The 15366-nt window shown below is 61.5% G+C and carries 17 protein-coding genes; 5 read left to right on the forward strand and 12 right to left on the reverse strand.

The window, feature by feature from the left end; genetic code table 11:
- Window positions 1–50: 50 nt before the first annotated feature.
- Window positions 51–725, forward strand: a complete 675-nt coding sequence (rpiA, locus tag FS777_RS03865; RefSeq protein ID WP_058638158.1) for a ribose-5-phosphate isomerase RpiA — start codon at window positions 51–53, stop codon at window positions 723–725.
- A 63-nt stretch (window positions 726–788) separates the two neighbouring features.
- Here the strand turns inward: rpiA and FS777_RS03870 are convergent, their stop codons facing one another.
- The 4 genes from FS777_RS03870 to FS777_RS03885 form a co-directional block, all read right to left on the reverse strand.
- Window positions 789–1691, reverse strand: coding sequence for an SdiA-regulated domain-containing protein (locus tag FS777_RS03870; RefSeq protein ID WP_145254079.1), 903 nt, complete (start codon window positions 1689–1691; stop codon window positions 789–791).
- Window positions 1692–1777: 86 nt separating this feature from the next.
- Window positions 1778–2692, reverse strand: a complete 915-nt coding sequence (locus FS777_RS03875) for an SdiA-regulated domain-containing protein (protein ID WP_058638159.1) — start codon at window positions 2690–2692, stop codon at window positions 1778–1780.
- Between the two features lie 163 nt (window positions 2693–2855).
- Window positions 2856–3521 carry a fumarylacetoacetate hydrolase family protein gene (locus FS777_RS03880; RefSeq protein ID WP_058602864.1) on the reverse strand — a complete coding sequence of 222 codons (666 nt, stop codon included), beginning with the start codon at window positions 3519–3521 and terminating at the stop codon, window positions 2856–2858.
- A 24-nt stretch (window positions 3522–3545) separates the two neighbouring features.
- Window positions 3546–4943: an FAD-binding oxidoreductase gene (locus FS777_RS03885; RefSeq protein WP_100852455.1), complete on the reverse strand. Its 1398-nt coding sequence runs from the start codon at window positions 4941–4943 to the stop codon at window positions 3546–3548.
- A 171-nt stretch (window positions 4944–5114) separates the two neighbouring features.
- Here FS777_RS03885 and serA point away from each other — a divergent pair, with 171 nt between their 5' ends.
- Both serA and FS777_RS03895 read left to right on the forward strand, forming a co-directional pair.
- Window positions 5115–6344 carry a phosphoglycerate dehydrogenase gene (serA, locus tag FS777_RS03890; protein ID WP_078479322.1) on the forward strand — a complete coding sequence of 410 codons (1230 nt, stop codon included), beginning with the start codon at window positions 5115–5117 and terminating at the stop codon, window positions 6342–6344.
- A gap of 202 nt (window positions 6345–6546) precedes the next feature.
- Window positions 6547–7035, forward strand: a complete 489-nt coding sequence (locus tag FS777_RS03895; protein ID WP_058638162.1) for an ABC transporter substrate-binding protein — start codon at window positions 6547–6549, stop codon at window positions 7033–7035.
- 47 nt (window positions 7036–7082) lie between these two features.
- Here FS777_RS03895 and FS777_RS03900 read toward each other — a convergent pair whose 3' ends face one another.
- On the reverse strand, window positions 7083–7706 hold the full coding sequence (locus FS777_RS03900; protein ID WP_058638163.1) for a 2OG-Fe(II) oxygenase: 624 nt from the start codon (window positions 7704–7706) through the stop codon (window positions 7083–7085).
- A 120-nt stretch (window positions 7707–7826) separates the two neighbouring features.
- Between FS777_RS03900 and FS777_RS03905 the strand changes: the two genes are divergently transcribed.
- Complete coding sequence (locus FS777_RS03905; RefSeq protein WP_058638164.1) at window positions 7827–8579, forward strand: DUF2059 domain-containing protein; 753 nt, start codon at window positions 7827–7829, stop codon at window positions 8577–8579.
- Here the strand turns inward: FS777_RS03905 and FS777_RS03910 are convergent, their stop codons facing one another.
- Window positions 8580–9506 (reverse strand): alpha/beta hydrolase, encoded by a 927-nt coding sequence (locus FS777_RS03910; protein WP_058638165.1) that lies wholly within the window; start codon window positions 9504–9506, stop codon window positions 8580–8582. It abuts the gene before it with no gap.
- Window positions 9507–9628: 122 nt separating this feature from the next.
- On the opposite strand from FS777_RS03910, the gene FS777_RS03915 reads away from it, so the two are divergent.
- Window positions 9629–10198, forward strand: coding sequence for a DUF6436 domain-containing protein (locus tag FS777_RS03915; RefSeq protein WP_145254278.1), 570 nt, complete (start codon window positions 9629–9631; stop codon window positions 10196–10198).
- Here the strand turns inward: FS777_RS03915 and FS777_RS03920 are convergent.
- The 6 genes from FS777_RS03920 to cysW all read right to left on the reverse strand — a co-directional run bounded on the left by FS777_RS03920 (window position 10177) and on the right by cysW (window position 15360).
- Entirely contained in the window at window positions 10177–10743 is a 567-nt protein-coding gene (locus FS777_RS03920; RefSeq protein WP_078479324.1) for a sugar O-acetyltransferase, read from the reverse strand. The genes FS777_RS03915 and FS777_RS03920 overlap by 22 nt on opposite strands.
- Before the next feature lie 160 nt (window positions 10744–10903).
- Window positions 10904–11689, reverse strand: a complete 786-nt coding sequence (locus FS777_RS03925; RefSeq protein ID WP_058638167.1) for a MetQ/NlpA family ABC transporter substrate-binding protein — start codon at window positions 11687–11689, stop codon at window positions 10904–10906.
- A 175-nt stretch (window positions 11690–11864) separates the two neighbouring features.
- Window positions 11865–12695, reverse strand: a complete 831-nt coding sequence (locus FS777_RS03930) for a sigma 54-interacting transcriptional regulator (protein ID WP_058638168.1) — start codon at window positions 12693–12695, stop codon at window positions 11865–11867.
- Window positions 12696–12756: 61 nt separating this feature from the next.
- Window positions 12757–13338, reverse strand: coding sequence for an alpha/beta hydrolase (locus FS777_RS03935; protein WP_058638169.1), 582 nt, complete (start codon window positions 13336–13338; stop codon window positions 12757–12759).
- 156 nt (window positions 13339–13494) lie between these two features.
- Window positions 13495–14484 (reverse strand): sulfate/molybdate ABC transporter ATP-binding protein, encoded by a 990-nt coding sequence (locus tag FS777_RS03940; protein WP_058602853.1) that lies wholly within the window; start codon window positions 14482–14484, stop codon window positions 13495–13497.
- Between the two features lie 3 nt (window positions 14485–14487).
- Window positions 14488–15360 (reverse strand): sulfate ABC transporter permease subunit CysW, encoded by an 873-nt coding sequence (cysW, locus tag FS777_RS03945; protein WP_058602852.1) that lies wholly within the window; start codon window positions 15358–15360, stop codon window positions 14488–14490.
- Window positions 15361–15366: the final 6 nt, after the last annotated feature.

Consider the following 15366-nt stretch of genomic DNA (forward strand, 5'->3'; position numbering starts at 1 on the left):
CCGTTATACTGGTCGCCTTTACATCCGCCCTGCCCCATCTCGGAGCCCGCATGACCCAGGACCAACTCAAACAGGCCGTTGCCCAGGCTGCCGTCGACTTCATTCTGCCCAAGCTCGATGACAAAAGCGTCGTTGGCGTGGGCACCGGTTCGACCGCCAATTTCTTCATCGACGCCCTGGCGCAGCACAAGACGGCCTTCGACGGCGCGGTCGCCAGCTCCGAAGCCACGGCCCAGCGCCTCAAGGGCCATGGCATCCCGGTTTACGAGCTCAACAGCGTCAGCGAGCTGGAGTTCTATGTGGACGGCGCCGATGAAAGCGACGAACACCTGAACCTGATCAAAGGCGGTGGCGCGGCCCTGACCCGGGAAAAGATCGTTGCTGCCGTGGCCAAGACGTTCATCTGCATCGCCGATGGCAGCAAGCTGGTACCGGTTCTGGGCAACTTCCCGCTGCCGGTGGAGGTCATCCCGATGGCCCGCAGCCATGTTGCTCGTCAGCTGGTGAAGCTTGGCGGCGACCCGGTTTACCGTGAAGGCGTGATCACGGACAACGGCAACGTGATCCTCGACGTGTACAACCTGCAGATCACCGACCCGGTAGCGCTGGAAGCCCAGATCAATGCCATCGTGGGCGTGGTTACCAATGGCCTGTTCGCCGCACGGCCTGCCGACCTGCTGCTGCTGGGCACTGCCGAGGGCGTGAAGAGCCTGAAGGCCGAGTAACCATGCAAGCCGGCAAGCCCGGGTACGGTTGCGCCGACCGGGGCTTGCCGAACGCCGACAAGGTCACGGCGCCGGCTGCTTGAATACGTAGAACAGGTTCGGCTCACTGACCATATAGATTGTCCCGGCCTCGTCCATCGCAATGCCCTCCGCCTGCGGGACTGTCGCTTTGAGCCCCTGGAACCCTTTGCGCAATGACAAGGTGCTCAGTGGCAGCCCCTGCACATCAAGCTCCAGCACCAGGCGCGATTCATCCGACAGCGCCAGCAGGTGCCCACTGCGCTCGTCGAACTGCAGGCTCGACAGATCGCGCACGAACAGGCGCGAATCGCGCTTGCGGTCCTGGACCACGTTCACGGCATAGGGTTGTTGCGGATCGTCATGAGGAAACCCGTGCACTTCGTAGATGAGCATCGGGTCGCGCTCCTTGGCCACGAACAGCCGCTTGCCCACCGAATCGAAGGCCAGCCCTTCGAAACCCTTGTTACCGTTAAGGCCGATGCCCAAGGTCAATTGCTCTGCCTGGGCAGCGTCCAGTGACAAGGTGTCGTCGGTGAGCCGCACACGGATCAGCCGCTGTTGGCGCTCGTCGGTGATCACGTAGCTATTCGGACCGATGTACTCCACCGCCTCGGGGTCACCGAAACCGTGCAGCGCGATGCGTCGCAGGATTCGCCCATCCAGCGACAGCTCGATCAGCTCAGAGCGGGCGTTGGTCACGGTGAACAGGCTCTTGCGGTCAGGGTCGTAGGTCAGCGCCGAGACATCGTCATCCAGCCCTTCGATTGGCCGCCCCTCGACCACCACCTGGTAGCGATTCAGGCCAATGCTTTGCTCGGCCGGTTGCCACCACGTGGTGAGGTTGAACCAGGCACGTTCGAACAGACGAAATTCCTGCCCGATCCAGCCCAGCAACAGCAGGCATAGGACGACAGGGACCAGTGACAGACGCAAATAACGGTGCATGAAGGCAGACTCGACGGAGGATGGCGAATCTAACCACAAACAACTGAAATAAAGCTTAATGCCATCATGCAAATAGCAGGAAAAACCTACCCTTTGGTGAAGCGATAGAACAATGCCGGTTCGCTGACCATGTACAGGGTGCCCTGGTCATCCATTGCCACGCCTTCGGCCCTAGGAATGGTGTGCTGCAGACCATTAAAGCCCCCCAGCAAGGTCATGAAGCTGACCTGTTCACCCTGCTCATCTAGTTCCAGCAGCATGTTGGAATCGGCAGACAGCGCCAGCAGGTGCCCCGTTCGCGGATCAATGCCCAATGCCGACAGGTTTCGCAGGTCGAGTGAATCACTGGGCAGCGGTGTTTTTTCGCCCGTCAGTTGGCCTTGCCCATTGGACTTCCATTCATACAGGCGCGGCGGCCGTTCCTCGCCGATGACCAGCCGCTGTTTCGACGCGTCCCAGACCACGGCTTCGTAGCCCTTGTTGCCATTTTGCGACGCCCCCAGGTCGTGGCTGGGGAAGTCCGCATGGTTGAGCGCGGTGGTGGTGGCATCGACTTTCACCACGGTCAGGTCATGCAGCCGCTCGTCCGTGATTGCTAGGTAGCCGTCATCCATGACGGTGACGCCTTCCGGGTTTGCCCAGCCATTGAGGGGAATATTGCGCAGCACGTCGCCGTCCAGGTTCAGCTCGGTGAGGAAGGGTTGCTTGCCCATGACGGCGAATAGCGTGCGGGTACTGGGGTTGTACGTGAGGTCCGATGCTTCGTAGTCGGCCATTTCCGGCAAGGGCTTGGCGTCGATATCCACCGTGTAGTCCGGCAGCCACACGCTTTCACTGCGCTCGGCCGTGCTTTCGAAGCCTTCCTTGACCCACAGCGCTGCCCGATCGTCCCAATGCATGGCGAAGGCCACGCCATAGGCAATCATCACTGCCACGGCCAGGCCGAACGGCCAGCGCAGGTAGAACGGGCGCTTGAAGGAGGCAGGGGCGTTTGATTGCATCGAGACGTCCTGGGGAGAAAGGCGAAGGTCTGCGCATTATCCAGAAGACGTGTGAAAAAACAGTCAACCCGCTAGGGCCATTCGCAGATGACGCGGGGATGGGCCGCCTGACCGGAGCCTTGGCCAAGGCGGATCATCTGCGAAAAATCAGGTGGGTACTGGTTTAGAGCACCCGGCTCTCGAACCGGCTAACCCCTGGCAGCTCCAGGACCACGTCATCGCCCACGTTGAAGGGGCCTACGCCTGCTGGTGTGCCGGTCAGGATGACGTCGCCGGCCTGCAGCGAAAACTGCGCAGCCATGTGCTGGATCATCGGCACGATCGGGTTGAGCATCATTGCACTGGAGCCGTCCTGGCGGACTTCGCCGTTGACCGTCAGGCGCACCGGGATGGCCGTGATGTCTTCGAAGCTGGCGGCAGACACAAAGGGCGGCAACACGCAGGCGCCGTCGAAACACTTGGCCAACTCCCAAGGCAAGCCCTTTTCCTTGAGCTTGGCCTGCACGTCCCGCAGGGTCAGGTCCAAGGCCGGCGCAAACCCGGAAATGGCATCGAGCACCTCCTCCTGGCTCGGCCGCGTGGACAGCGACTTGCCCAGCAACACCGCGATTTCCACCTCGTAATGCACCGACCCACGTTCGGCAGGAATCTTGAAACCGCCCTCGGCCGGCACCACGCAACTGCCCGGTTTGATGAACAGGAGGGGTTCGGTCGGTATGGGATTATCCAGCTCCTTGGCATGTTCGGCGTAGTTACGCCCGATGCATACCACCTTGCCCAGTGGAAAATGAATGCGCGTGCCGTCTGCATACTGGTGCTGGTAGTTCATGGCCACTCCTCTGGATACCGCTTTTTATTCAGGTGCGAAGATCTTACCCGGATTCATGATGCCCGCAGGGTCGAACACGGCCTTGATTGCTTTCATGCAGGCGATTTCTTCACGGGACCTGCTGTAGCCCAGGTAATCGCGCTTGGTCATGCCCACACCGTGCTCGGCGGAGATCGAACCCTCGTAGCGCTGGACGATCTCGAACACCCACTGGTTGACCTCGGTGCAGGACGCGAAGAAGTCATCCTTGCTCATGTGCTCGGGCTTGAGGATGTTCAGGTGCAGGTTGCCGTCGCCGATGTGCCCGTACCAGATCACCTCATAGTGGGGGTAATGCGCCTGGACGACGGCATCGATGTCGCGCAGGAATGCCGGCACTTTCGAGACGGTCACGGAGATGTCGTTCTTGTACGGTGTCCAGTGCGAAATGGTTTCGGACAGGTATTCGCGCAGCTTCCACAAATTCTTCAGCTGCGTCTGGCTCTGGCTCATCACGCCATCGAGCACCCAACCTTGCTCGACACAGTGTTCGAAGGTAGCCAAGGCTTCGTTGGCCACCGCATCGGTGCCGGCCTCGAACTCCAGCAAGGCGTAGAACGGGCATGGCGTTTCGAAGGGCGCAGGCACATCACCACGTGCCAGGATCTTGGCCAGGCCCTTGTCGGAGAAAAACTCGAACGCCGTCAGGTCCAACCTGCCCTGAAAAGCGTGCAGTACAGGCATGATCGAGTCGAAATCAGGCGTGCCCAACACCATGGCGGTGAGGTTGCGCGGTGCGCGGTCCAGGCGCAGGGTGGCCTCGACCACGAAACCCAGCGTACCTTCGGCGCCAATGAACAGCTGGCGCAGGTCGTAGCCGGTGGCGTTCTTGATCAGGCCCTTGTTCAATTCCAGCAACTCGCCGCTGCCGGTGACCACCTTGAGGCCCGCGACCCAGTTGCGGGTCATGCCGTAGCGGATCACCTTGATGCCACCGGCATTGGTGCCGATGTTGCCGCCTATCTGGCTGGAGCCACTGGAGGCGAAGTCCACCGGGTAATACAGGCCCTGCTCCTCGGCGAACGCCTGCACCTGCTGGGTAATGACCCCTGGCTGGCAGACCACGGTACGGTCGAAGGCGTTGAAATCCAGGATGCGATTCATGTAATCGAAGGCGACCACCACCTCCCCGTTGGCGGCCACGGCGCCCGCGGACAACCCGGTACGCCCGCCGGAAGGCACGAGCGCCACACGATGGGCATTGGCCCAGCGCACGATGGCCTGCACCTGCTCGATTGTCCGGGGCAGGACGATGGCGCTGGGCGCAGGCGGGTAATGGCGTGTCCAGTCCTTGCCATAGGCTTGCAGGGATTCGGGGTCGGTCAACACCTTGCCGGGGTCGACCAGGGTCTTCAACTCATCCAATACAGCGGGCTGGGTCATCGCCTGAACTCTCGCTTTATTCATGGTCACCCTGAGCACGCTTCACCTGTCGGGATAAGCTCAGATTGTGTCGCGTATGCTAGCATAGCGCCCCCGCTGTTCATGCTAGAGCTGCCCACGGGCACCTGGCATCACCCTCGCCACTTTTCTCCGGGATACAGGTTTACGCAGATGAGCAAGACTTCTCTCGACAAGAGCAAGATCCGGTTCCTTCTTCTTGAAGGTGTACACCAGAACGCAGTCGATACCCTGACGGCTGCCGGCTACACCAACATCGAATACCTCACTGGTTCGTTGCCCGAAGCAGAGTTGAAGGAAAAGATCGCCGACGCGCACTTCATCGGCATCCGCTCACGTACCCAATTGACCGAAGAAATCTTCGACTGCGCCAAGAAACTGGTCGCCGTCGGTTGCTTCTGCATCGGTACCAACCAGGTCGACCTGGAAGCTGCCCGTCAGCGCGGTATCGCAGTGTTCAACGCACCGTACTCCAACACCCGTTCGGTAGCCGAACTGGTGCTGGCCGAGGCCATCCTGCTGCTGCGCGGCATTCCGGAAAAGAACGCCTCGTGCCATCGTGGCGGCTGGATCAAGAGCGCAGCCAACTCCTTCGAGATTCGCGGCAAGAAGCTGGGCATCGTCGGTTACGGCTCCATTGGTACCCAACTGTCTGTACTGGCCGAAAGCCTGGGCATGCAGGTGTACTTCTTCGATCCGCTGACCAAGCTGCCGCTGGGCAATGCTGTCCAGGTGACCAGCCTGCACGAATTGCTCGGCCTGGCCGATATCGTCTCGCTGCACGTGCCTGAGCTGCCCTCCACCCAGTGGATGATCGGCGAGAAGGAAATCCGCGCGATGAAAAAAGGCGCCATCCTGATCAACGCTGCCCGCGGCACCGTGGTCGAACTCGATCACCTGGCCGCGGCCATCAAGGACAAGCACCTGATCGGCGCTGCCATCGACGTGTTCCCGGTCGAGCCACGTTCCAACGAAGAAGAGTTCGAAAGCCCGCTGCGTGGCCTGGATAACGTGATCCTCACGCCGCACATCGGCGGCTCCACTGCCGAGGCCCAGGCCAATATCGGCCTGGAAGTGGCCGAGAAGCTGGTCAAGTACAGCGACAACGGCACCTCGGTATCGTCGGTCAACTTCCCGGAAGTGGCCCTGCCTGCTCACCCTGGCAAGCACCGCCTGCTGCACATCCACGAAAACATCCCGGGTGTGCTCAGCGAAATCAACAAGGTGTTTGCCGAAAACGGCATCAACATCTCGGGTCAGTTCCTGCAGACCAACGAGAAAGTGGGCTATGTGGTGATCGACGTCGACGCCGAATACTCGGACCTGGCGCAGGAGAAGCTGCAACAGGTCAAGGGCACCATCCGCTCGCGCGTACTGTTCTAATACGCAGCAAGCGTGGATCGAGGGAGGCCCAGGTGGCCTCCCTTTTCGTTATGGCCCACCACGGCGGCGGGCGGCGAGCACGAAAAAATCCAGGCTGCACATCAAACAATGCCGCGACTTCAGGGTCATAGGCTGCGCTCGACCATGGCGAGGAAGAAAGCCATGGCGACGGTTATTCATGGGTAAACGAAAAGGGGCATTCATGCGTTCGACCATAGGGGTACTGCTGGCGGTACTGATCAGCCCATTGGCTCAGGCAGAGCTGCTGGACGAAATCGCCGATCGCGGTGAACTGCGTATCGCCGTCCAGGGCGACAACGCGCCATACGCTTTCAAGCAGGATGATCACCTGACAGGGTTCGATGTGGAGTTCGGCCAGGCCCTGGCCTCAGAGCTCGACCTGCGCGTGGAATTCGTCGAAACACCCGAGGCGCAAACCCTGCCCGGCGTCGAAAGTGGCAAATACGACATCGCGTTGCTGCCTGTCACGGCAATAGCGCAAGGTGATAGCCCGCTCGACACCAGCCTGCCCTTTGGCAAGCACCAGCTTGTGGTGCCGTTCCAAAAGGACAACCCCGCCTTCGAAAGCGCCGTGAACAATGCGCTGCAACGCCTGAAGGACAGCGGTCGTACGGCCGAACTGGAACACAAGTGGCTTGCCGACGAGCAGCAGGCCGCAGCGACTCAGTAGCGTGCCGCAGTCAAACGAGGCACGCGCTGATCAGCACGCACGGCCGTTCAGAACGGGTCATTGCCGCGGCGTCTGAACCAGCCAGTCAAGGACAGGCGTTCACGACCGGCCGGCAGCACCTCGTGAGGGACTTCGCCGGACAGGAAGACCACCAGGCACCCTGCGACGGGCTGAACATCGTGCTCCACCCCATCGGCCAGGAACATGCGCAACTGCCCACCGTCTGCGGGCGTCCAGTCTTCGTTCAGGTAGAACACGGCCGACACCATGCGCCGGTCGTCATCGCGAAAACGGTCCAGATGCCGTTTGTAGAAAGCGCCGGGTGGATAAAGGGCAAAGTGGCATTCGAAGTCTTCCAGGCCCAGGAAAAGCCCTTGGTTGATTGCCAGGCGCAGTTGATCCATGGCTGCCAGGTACTGGTCGCAGGCGTGTGCCTGGCCTGGATCGATCCACTGAATCTGATCCCCACGGATGGCCTCGCGCACCTCTTGGGACGGCCCCCGTCCAATACCTGCGGGGTTAAGCTCCCCTTGGGCATAACGGCGTCGGCATTCGTTCGCCAGCGCGCCGACCAGGTCCGCCGGCAGGAACAGTGCCTGTTGGGACCAGCCATGGGTTGCCAGATCGTCGACGACGGCCGCAAGCATCGGGTGTGGGGGGGAAATGTGCATGGCGCATCATATCCATTCGCCCTCTCGGCGCCCAGCGCCACTTGGCTGAGAAGCGCGTGGATATCTCGACAAACCGACGCCGCCCCACAGACAATAGCCATCTGCCGACAGGAGTCCTGAATGCGCCGTCTGTTTTCCCTGATTCTGCTGATGAGCTGTACGTTGCCTGTCTGGGCAGACAACCTGGATCAGCTGTACAAGACCGCTGGCTGGCCCGAGCAACGCGCTCATTTCACCGACGCCTTGAACGCCGCCCAGCAGCGCTACCGCAACAGCTTGCCGCCTGCCGTCTACCAGGCACTGGTGAGCAACAGCAACCAGCGTTTTCAGGCTCAGGCCGTGGACCGTCGTGCGCTTGCACAACTGCGCGCCGCATTACCCAACCCATCGCCGGCGCTGGCCTTTTTCCAGTCGCCATTAGGCCGCAAGATCGTCGCGGCCGAACTGCGGGCGACCCGCAAGGATGAATTGGCCAAAAATGCCGATGGCCTGCCCAAGATTCAGGCCAGCGACGATCGCGTGTTGATCATTGGCCACCTGGCCCAGGCCCTGCCTGCCCGGGAAGCGGGGGCGGAGGTAAGCCTGGCCATTGCCGGTATGGCCGCCGACAGCCTGAGCGCCATGATTCCGGGGCTGTTGGGCGGTGGCCAGGCGCAAGGCCTGCTCGACGGCCAGCGCCAACGCCTGATGAACCAGATAGGCCAGGACCTGAACAACACCTTGCTGTACGTGTACCGTGACCTCACGGACGCAGAACTCGAAGAATTCGCGACCTTTGCCGAATCCAACGACGGCAAAGCCTACTACCGCGCAGCGCTGGCGGCCATTCGCGCCGGCCTGGCGGTCGGCCAGAGCACGGGCGAGCTGAAGTGATCAGCCCAGGTGCTGGTCGATGAAGTCGAAATAGCGCTGTCGAATGGCAGGCAGTTCGTTGGCCAGGTGATGACGGGCCCCTGGTAGCATGAGCACCTGCGGTTCGGCGAACTTGGCCTTCAACACGCGAAGGTTGTAAGGCCAGTCGACCGTGCCATCCGCCTCTCCCTGCACGATCACTGGACGCCGAGTGCTGACAGGCGCCTCCTCGATGCGTCTGATCCAGTCGATCAGCGCCCCGACCCATGCCGTGGGGAGCCGCCGCGGCTGAAGCGGGTCAGCTTCAAGAAACGGCAGAAATGCAGGGTCCGTGCTGTTTTCAGTGAACCGCCGCTCGATGCCGTTCACGAAATGGCGCAACACGTGATAGCTGAGCTTCGACCAGTGCCAGGCACAAGGCCGCACCAGCGGGGCGAGCAGCAGTACCTGCCCATCGACGGGGCTGGTCCCTTCACTGTGCAGCAAGTGGTCCACGGCAATCGCCCCGCCCGTACTCTGCCCGCACAGGTGCCAAGGGTGCGGCAGTTGCAGGCTGTGCGCCTGTTCGAACAAGCCTTGGAGCACCTGCTGGTACACGGCGAAGTCATCAATGCTGGCACGCTCACCGCTGGACAGGCCGTGACCCGGCAAATCGCAGCTGACAACGGCGTAACCGCGCTTCAAAGCCCAGGCCACCAGGTGCCTGTACAGCCCCATGTGGTCGTAGTAGCCGTGCAGCAGGAGCAAAGTCGCCGTAGGCTGTAGCGGAGCCCACACCTGCGCGACCACCTCGAACCCGGCGACGGCAAACCGTCCAAGCCAGCTGTGGACCGGGAGGTCGAGGCCATAGAAGCGTTGATAAGCCTGCGCGTGGGTGGATAGGCGTTCGCGCGCGCTCAACGGGGCCAGGCTGGTGCGCAGGAGGTCTGGATGAAAGCTTGCGGGCATTGGCTGGATCCGGCGTGAAGCAAGTATTGACTTGGGATATTCAGCTGATCGACGCGCCGTGGCAAGCTGGCCGCATCAGCCACCACCTTCGAACTGCTTACGGGAGCTGCCATCGGCCCTTCATGAACCTGCCAACCCTCAAATTATTGGGCACCCTACTCGGCCTGGTGGCCGGAGCGGTCTTTAGCTGGCAGGCCTACACAACCTTCCAGGCTCGCTATGTGCGCCCGTTCGACAACCAGGCGACATTCTTCGACGGTGCCCGGTTACAGCTACCCCGCGAACTGGCCGGCCCTGGGCCGGTCCGGGTCGTGCACTTCTGGGACCCGGCCTGCCCGTGCAACGTCGGCAACCAGCAGCACCTGGCTGACCTGATGCAGCGCTTCAAAGACCGGGGTGTCACCTTCCACGTCCTGCAAAAACGCGGAACGCGCGGCTACCTGCCCGATGACCTCGCCGGGCTCAAGCCACTGGGCAACCTACCGGGCAGCGAGCACCTGCCCGCCTCGCCTGCGGTAGCCATCTGGGATCGCCAGGGGCAGCTGGCGTATTTCGGCCCCTACAGCGAAGGTGCGGTGTGCAACGCCGCCAACAGTTTCATCGAACCGATACTCAACGCGCTACTCGAAGGCCGCCCAGTCAGCGCCTCCAACACCCTGGCAGTCGGCTGTTATTGCCCCTGGGCAGGTTGACGTATGCGGGCCGGGTTGCCCACCACCGTCGCGCCAGGTGGCACATCGCGGGTGACGACACTGCCCGCGCCAACCACGGCGTCATCACCGATACGCACCCCCGGCAGGATGATGGCCCCGCCCCCGATCCACACGTTATTGCCGATGCTGACCGGTCGCCCGCTTTCCAGGCCCGTACGCCGCACCTGTGGATCGAGCGGGTGATCGGCCGTGTAGATCTGCACGTTCGGGCCGATCTGGCAGTCCTCGCCGATCTGCACAGGCAGCACATCCAGGATCACGCAATTGAAGTTCATGAAGGTATTGCGGCCCACATGGATGTTGTAGCCGTAGTCGCAATAGAAAGGCGCACGCAGCGTGACACCTTCGCCTGCATGGCCAAAGTGCTCGGCCAGCAACGCATGCCGCGCCTCGGCCGTCAGCTCGACGCTGTTGTTATAGCGGTGCATCCACCGTTTGTTGGCGGCCTGTTCGGCTTGTAATTCAGGGCAGGTGGCGAGGTAGAGCTCGCCTGCGAGCATCTTCTGTTTTTCGCTCAGGGACATGGCAACTCCTCATGAGAACTATGCGCGTAGCGGGGATAGGCTGATCATCGGACCACACACAGGGCTCAATCTCTCAGCCGCAGGCAGCATTGTCTTGGGGTATACCTGAAACGAAAACGCCGACACACAAGGCGTCGGCGTTTGGGCAGCGGTGCGCTGGTCAGAATGCAGGCAGCACGGCACCCTGATACTTCTTGGCGATGAATGCCTTCACTTCCGGGCTGGTCAGCGCCTTGGCCAGCTTCTGGATGGCATCGCTGTCCTTGTTGTCAGGACGTGCGACGAGGAAGTTGACGTAAGGCGAGTCGCTGCCTTCGATGACCAGGGCGTCCTTGGCAGGGTTCAGGCCCGCTTCCAGCGCATAGTTGGTGTTGATCATGTCCAGGTCGACCTGATCCAGCACGCGGGGCAACATTGCCGATTCCAGCTCGCGGAACTTCAGCTTCTTAGGGTTCTCGGCGATGTCCTTCGGCGTGGCCAGGGCATTTTTCGGATCCTTCAGGGTAATCAGCCCTGCCTTCTGCAACAGCAGCAGAGCACGCCCGCTGTTGCTGCCCTCGTTAGGGATGGCGACGGTCGCGCCTTCCTTGAGCTCATCCAGGCTCTTGACCTTCTTCGAGTAGCCACCGAAGGGCTCGACGTGGACGCCGACAACGGTCTCCAGGTGGGTGCCTTTGCCCTCGTTGAAGCTCTGCAGGTACGGGAGGGTCTGGAAGTAGTTGGCATCCAGACGCTTCTGGTCAACCTGCACGTTGGGTTGCACGTAGTCGGTGAACACTTTGATCTGCAGATCGACACCTTCCTTGGCCAGGGTCGGCTTGATCAGCTCGAGGATCTCGGCGTGCGGGATGGGCGTTGCGGCAACCAACAGCTTCTCGGCGGCGCCGGCCAGGCCAGCGAAGGACAGGGCAGCAGCCAGGGCGGTGGTCAGCAGGGTCTTCTTCATGGTGATCCTTGTTCTGCATCTGAGCCATCGACGATGGCGAACGGGGTGGCCGAGGCACTGCGGTCCTGGGCGTGGAGCGGACAATACCGATAATTTTTATGCCGGAACAATATCTTTTATTTCGCTGCTTATTCCAAAAGCAAAATGCCACCAGCGCGTTTGCTTATGAGCGCCTCTACTGTGGAGTATTGGGCAGGTCCAGGTCTTCGGGCAGGAGTTCGGGCCCGTCATTGACCAGCAAGGCGAAGTGGATGACGTTTTCCAGCTCGCGGGTATTGCCGGTCCAAGGGTGGTGCTCGAGCAGGCGCTGTGCAGCCTCGCTTATCAACGGCACGGGCCGCTGCAAACGCCCGCTGTAGATGCCAACGAAGTATTCCGCCAATGCCAGGATGTCCCCCGGGCGCTCGCGCAGCGGCGGCAGTTCAAGGGCGCCCTCGCGCAAGTATTGATACAACCGCTCGCTGAAGCGTCCTGCCTTCACCACCCGCCCCAGGTCAATGCTCGTGGCTGCCACCAGTCGCACATCCACCGGCTGCGCCTGGTGTGCGCCTACGCGGGTGACTTCGCGGTTTTCCAGTGCCGCCAGCAGCTTGGCCTGAATGGCCGAGGGCAAGTCGGCGATTTCGTCCAGATAAAGCGTGCCGCCGTTGGCCGATCCGAACCAGCCAGCGCGGCTGCTGGCGGTGCCGCCATGGCTACCGGCGCTATAGCCGAACAGCTCTGCATCGGCATAGGTTGGGCTGATGGCGGCGCAATTGACCGACACGAACAGGCCGGGGCGGTCGCTGGCGCGGTGAATCTGGCGGGCCAGCAACTCCTTGCCGGTGCCGGTTTCACCGCGGATCAGCACCGGCAGCGGCAGCGGCGCCAAGTGCTCCAGCTCCGTGCGCAATCGCTGGGAGCGCGGATCGATGAAGACCAGCGCCTTGGCGCGAATGCTCAGCGGGCTCTTGTCGAGTTCGGGGAATGTCAGCAATGGCTGGCCGAAGGGATTCTGATACGTCATGACGAGCTCCCGCCCCTGGCCTGCGGCGGCTGGGCGTGTGACGGATGGAAACGGACGCCGTTCAGGCGCGGCGCAGCGCGCGTTGTTCGATGCGGCCTTGCAGGCGATACAGGTAGGCGAATCCCTGCTCCCAGCACTCATGCCCGGATTTCACGTTGATGTGACCGGCGCCGGTCAAGAGCCCTGCTTCTGCTCCCCACTGCTGGGCCATGTGCAAAGCGCGCGGGACGCTGACAGCGGGATCGTTGTCCGAGCTGACCACCTGGCTTGGAAAGGGAAGCGCCGACTGCGGGATGGGCGAAAAATTGCGCAGCGCCGGCGCACACCCTGGTCGCTCGACATCCGCTGGCGCTACCAACAAGGCGCCGCGCACGCGACCGAGCAGACCGGCTGCGGCCTGTTCGGCCCAATGCGCCACCGTGATGCAGCCCAGGCTATGGGCAATGAGGATAACCGGGTCGGGCTCGGCAGCAATGGCAGTATCCAGCGCCTTTACCCAGTCCTGGCAGAGCGGTGTCAGCCAATCGCGCTGCTCCACGCGTGCGCTGTTGGGCAGGGTGCGCTGCCAGTGGCTTTGCCAATGATTGTCCGGCGATCCCTGCCAGCCTGGGATGATCAGGTAGCGAACTGATTCGTTACGCATGAAGTGGGTCTCCAGTAGCTTGCGTGCTTGGAAACCCAGTATAAAGCGGCCTATATATACTTAAAGGAATAAAAAGAAATTTGTTTATAACCTTTAAGCAGCTAACCGGCGGATGTTTCCTGGCGACACCGCTTTATCCGCCCCAAACCCATCGCCTTAAATGGCTGGCAGTTTCTGCCAGACCTTCGGTCGGAAGAACAACGTCTCGCCCCGGGCCAGCCCTGTCAGGCTGTCGTGGTCCTTGACCACCTCGGCTTCGATCAGCTCACTTTGGCCCTCGACTTTCAAAGTCACCCGCGTGGTGGCCCCCAGCGGGCGAATGTCCCGGACTTCGGCGGCATGGTGGCCCTCGGTTTCGTGACGTGACAACGATACTTCGTGGGGACGGAACAGCACATGCTGACCCTCGCTCAAGGCCAGGCGGTTGGAATCACCCAGGAAGTGGTAGACGAAATCGTTGGCGGGTTGTTCGTACACTTCGCCCGGCGAGCCAATCTGCTCGATCACGCCCTTGTTCATGACCACGATACGGTCAGCCACTTCCATGGCCTCTTCCTGGTCATGGGTCACGAATACCGAGGTCAGGTTGATATCTTCGTGCAAGCGGGCCAGCCAGCGGCGCAGCTCTTTGCGCACCTTGGCGTCCAGCGCACCGAAGGGCTCGTCCAGCAGCAACACCTTGGGCTCTACTGCCAGGGCGCGGGCCAGGGCGATACGCTGGCGCTGACCGCCGGACAACTGCTCCGGATAACGATCGGACAGCCAATCGAGCTGCACCATGTTCAGCAGCTCGTGCACTTTCTGGGCAATGCTGCTTTCGCTCGGGCGTTCACCCTTGGGCTTCATGCGCAAGCCGAAGGCGACGTTGTCGAATACGGTCATGTGCCTGAACAGCGCATAGTGCTGAAACACGAACCCGACGTTGCGATCGCGTACATCGTGCCCGGAGACGTCCTCGCCATGAAAAACGATGTTGCCCTGATCCGGCGTCTCCAGGCCGGCGATGATCCGCAGCAGTGTGGTCTTGCCGCAGCCCGACGGGCCCAGCAGCGCCACCAGCTCACCACTGTTGATGTCCAGGTTGATACCATCGAGCGCCTGGAAACTGTTGAAACGCTTGCTGACGTTACGAACTTCGATCGACATGAATCATTCCTCCGCAGCGCTATGGCGCAGACGGTTAATACGGTTCTCGCTCCACTGCTTGAGCAGCAGGATGAAGAGCGCCAGGATCAGCAACAGGCTGGCCACGCTGAAGGCCGCCACGTGGTTGTACTCGTTGTAGAGAATTTCCACATGCAGCGGCAAGGTATTGGTCACACCGCGAATATGCCCGGAAACGACCGACACTGCGCCAAACTCCCCCATCGCCCGTGCCGTGCACAACACCACGCCATAGATCAGGCCCCACTTGATGTTGGGCAGCGTCACATGCCAGAACATCTGCCAGCCATTGGCACCAAGCAGTCGGGCGGCTTCTTCTTCCTGGGTGCCTTGCTCCTGCATCAGCGGAATCAGCTCGCGGGCCACGAACGGCACCGTCACGAAGATGGTGGCCAGGACGATGCCCGGCAGGGCGAAGACGATCTGGATGTCGTGATCCTGCAGCCACGGCCCGAACAGGCCCTGGGCGCCGAACATGAGCACGTAGACCAGGCCGGCGATCACGGGCGACACTGAAAACGGCAGGTCGATCAGGGTGACCAGAATACTTTTGCCGCGGAAGTTGTACTTGCTCACGCACCATGCCGCGCTGACGCCGAACACCAGGTTCAGCGGCACCGAAATGGCAACGGCAAGCAGGGTGAGCTTCAGGGCCGACAACGCGTCGGGTTCGAAGATGGCTTCGAAGAAGGTACCGAACCCATTCTTCAGGGCCTGGGAAACCACGATGACCAACGGCAACAGCAGAAACAGTGCAAACACCAGCCAGCCAAGGCCGATAAGCAGCCGCCGCGATGTGGCGCTGCCGCGACGGGCGGCGTTGGCGGCGGCGGTTGCATTCAGGGAAGAACTGGACATGCCGAC

The sequence above is a fragment of the Pseudomonas sp. DE0157 genome, assembly GCF_007678615.1.
GTDB lineage: Bacteria > Pseudomonadota > Gammaproteobacteria > Pseudomonadales > Pseudomonadaceae > Aquipseudomonas > Aquipseudomonas parafulva_B.

Bases quoted from the DNA above. Each gene is read 5' to 3' on its own strand.
- rpiA (WP_058638158.1), top strand. From the start codon at position 51: ATGACCCAGGACCAACTCAAACAGGCCGTTGCCCAGGCTGCCGTCGAC.
- FS777_RS03870 (WP_145254079.1), bottom strand. From the start codon at position 1,691: ATGCACCGTTATTTGCGTCTGTCACTGGTCCCTGTCGTCCTATGCCTG.
- FS777_RS03875 (WP_058638159.1), bottom strand. From the start codon at position 2,692: ATGCAATCAAACGCCCCTGCCTCCTTCAAGCGCCCGTTCTACCTGCGC.
- FS777_RS03880 (WP_058602864.1), bottom strand. From the start codon at position 3,521: ATGAACTACCAGCACCAGTATGCAGACGGCACGCGCATTCATTTTCCA.
- FS777_RS03885 (WP_100852455.1), bottom strand. From the start codon at position 4,943: ATGACCCAGCCCGCTGTATTGGATGAGTTGAAGACCCTGGTCGACCCC.
- serA (WP_078479322.1), top strand. From the start codon at position 5,115: ATGAGCAAGACTTCTCTCGACAAGAGCAAGATCCGGTTCCTTCTTCTT.
- FS777_RS03895 (WP_058638162.1), top strand. From the start codon at position 6,547: ATGCGTTCGACCATAGGGGTACTGCTGGCGGTACTGATCAGCCCATTG.
- FS777_RS03900 (WP_058638163.1), bottom strand. From the start codon at position 7,706: ATGCACATTTCCCCCCCACACCCGATGCTTGCGGCCGTCGTCGACGAT.
- FS777_RS03905 (WP_058638164.1), top strand. From the start codon at position 7,827: ATGCGCCGTCTGTTTTCCCTGATTCTGCTGATGAGCTGTACGTTGCCT.
- FS777_RS03910 (WP_058638165.1), bottom strand. From the start codon at position 9,506: ATGCCCGCAAGCTTTCATCCAGACCTCCTGCGCACCAGCCTGGCCCCG.
- FS777_RS03915 (WP_145254278.1), top strand. From the start codon at position 9,629: ATGAACCTGCCAACCCTCAAATTATTGGGCACCCTACTCGGCCTGGTG.
- FS777_RS03920 (WP_078479324.1), bottom strand. From the start codon at position 10,743: ATGTCCCTGAGCGAAAAACAGAAGATGCTCGCAGGCGAGCTCTACCTC.
- FS777_RS03925 (WP_058638167.1), bottom strand. From the start codon at position 11,689: ATGAAGAAGACCCTGCTGACCACCGCCCTGGCTGCTGCCCTGTCCTTC.
- FS777_RS03930 (WP_058638168.1), bottom strand. From the start codon at position 12,695: ATGACGTATCAGAATCCCTTCGGCCAGCCATTGCTGACATTCCCCGAA.
- FS777_RS03935 (WP_058638169.1), bottom strand. From the start codon at position 13,338: ATGCGTAACGAATCAGTTCGCTACCTGATCATCCCAGGCTGGCAGGGA.
- FS777_RS03940 (WP_058602853.1), bottom strand. From the start codon at position 14,484: ATGTCGATCGAAGTTCGTAACGTCAGCAAGCGTTTCAACAGTTTCCAG.
- cysW (WP_058602852.1), bottom strand. From the start codon at position 15,360: ATGTCCAGTTCTTCCCTGAATGCAACCGCCGCCGCCAACGCCGCCCGT.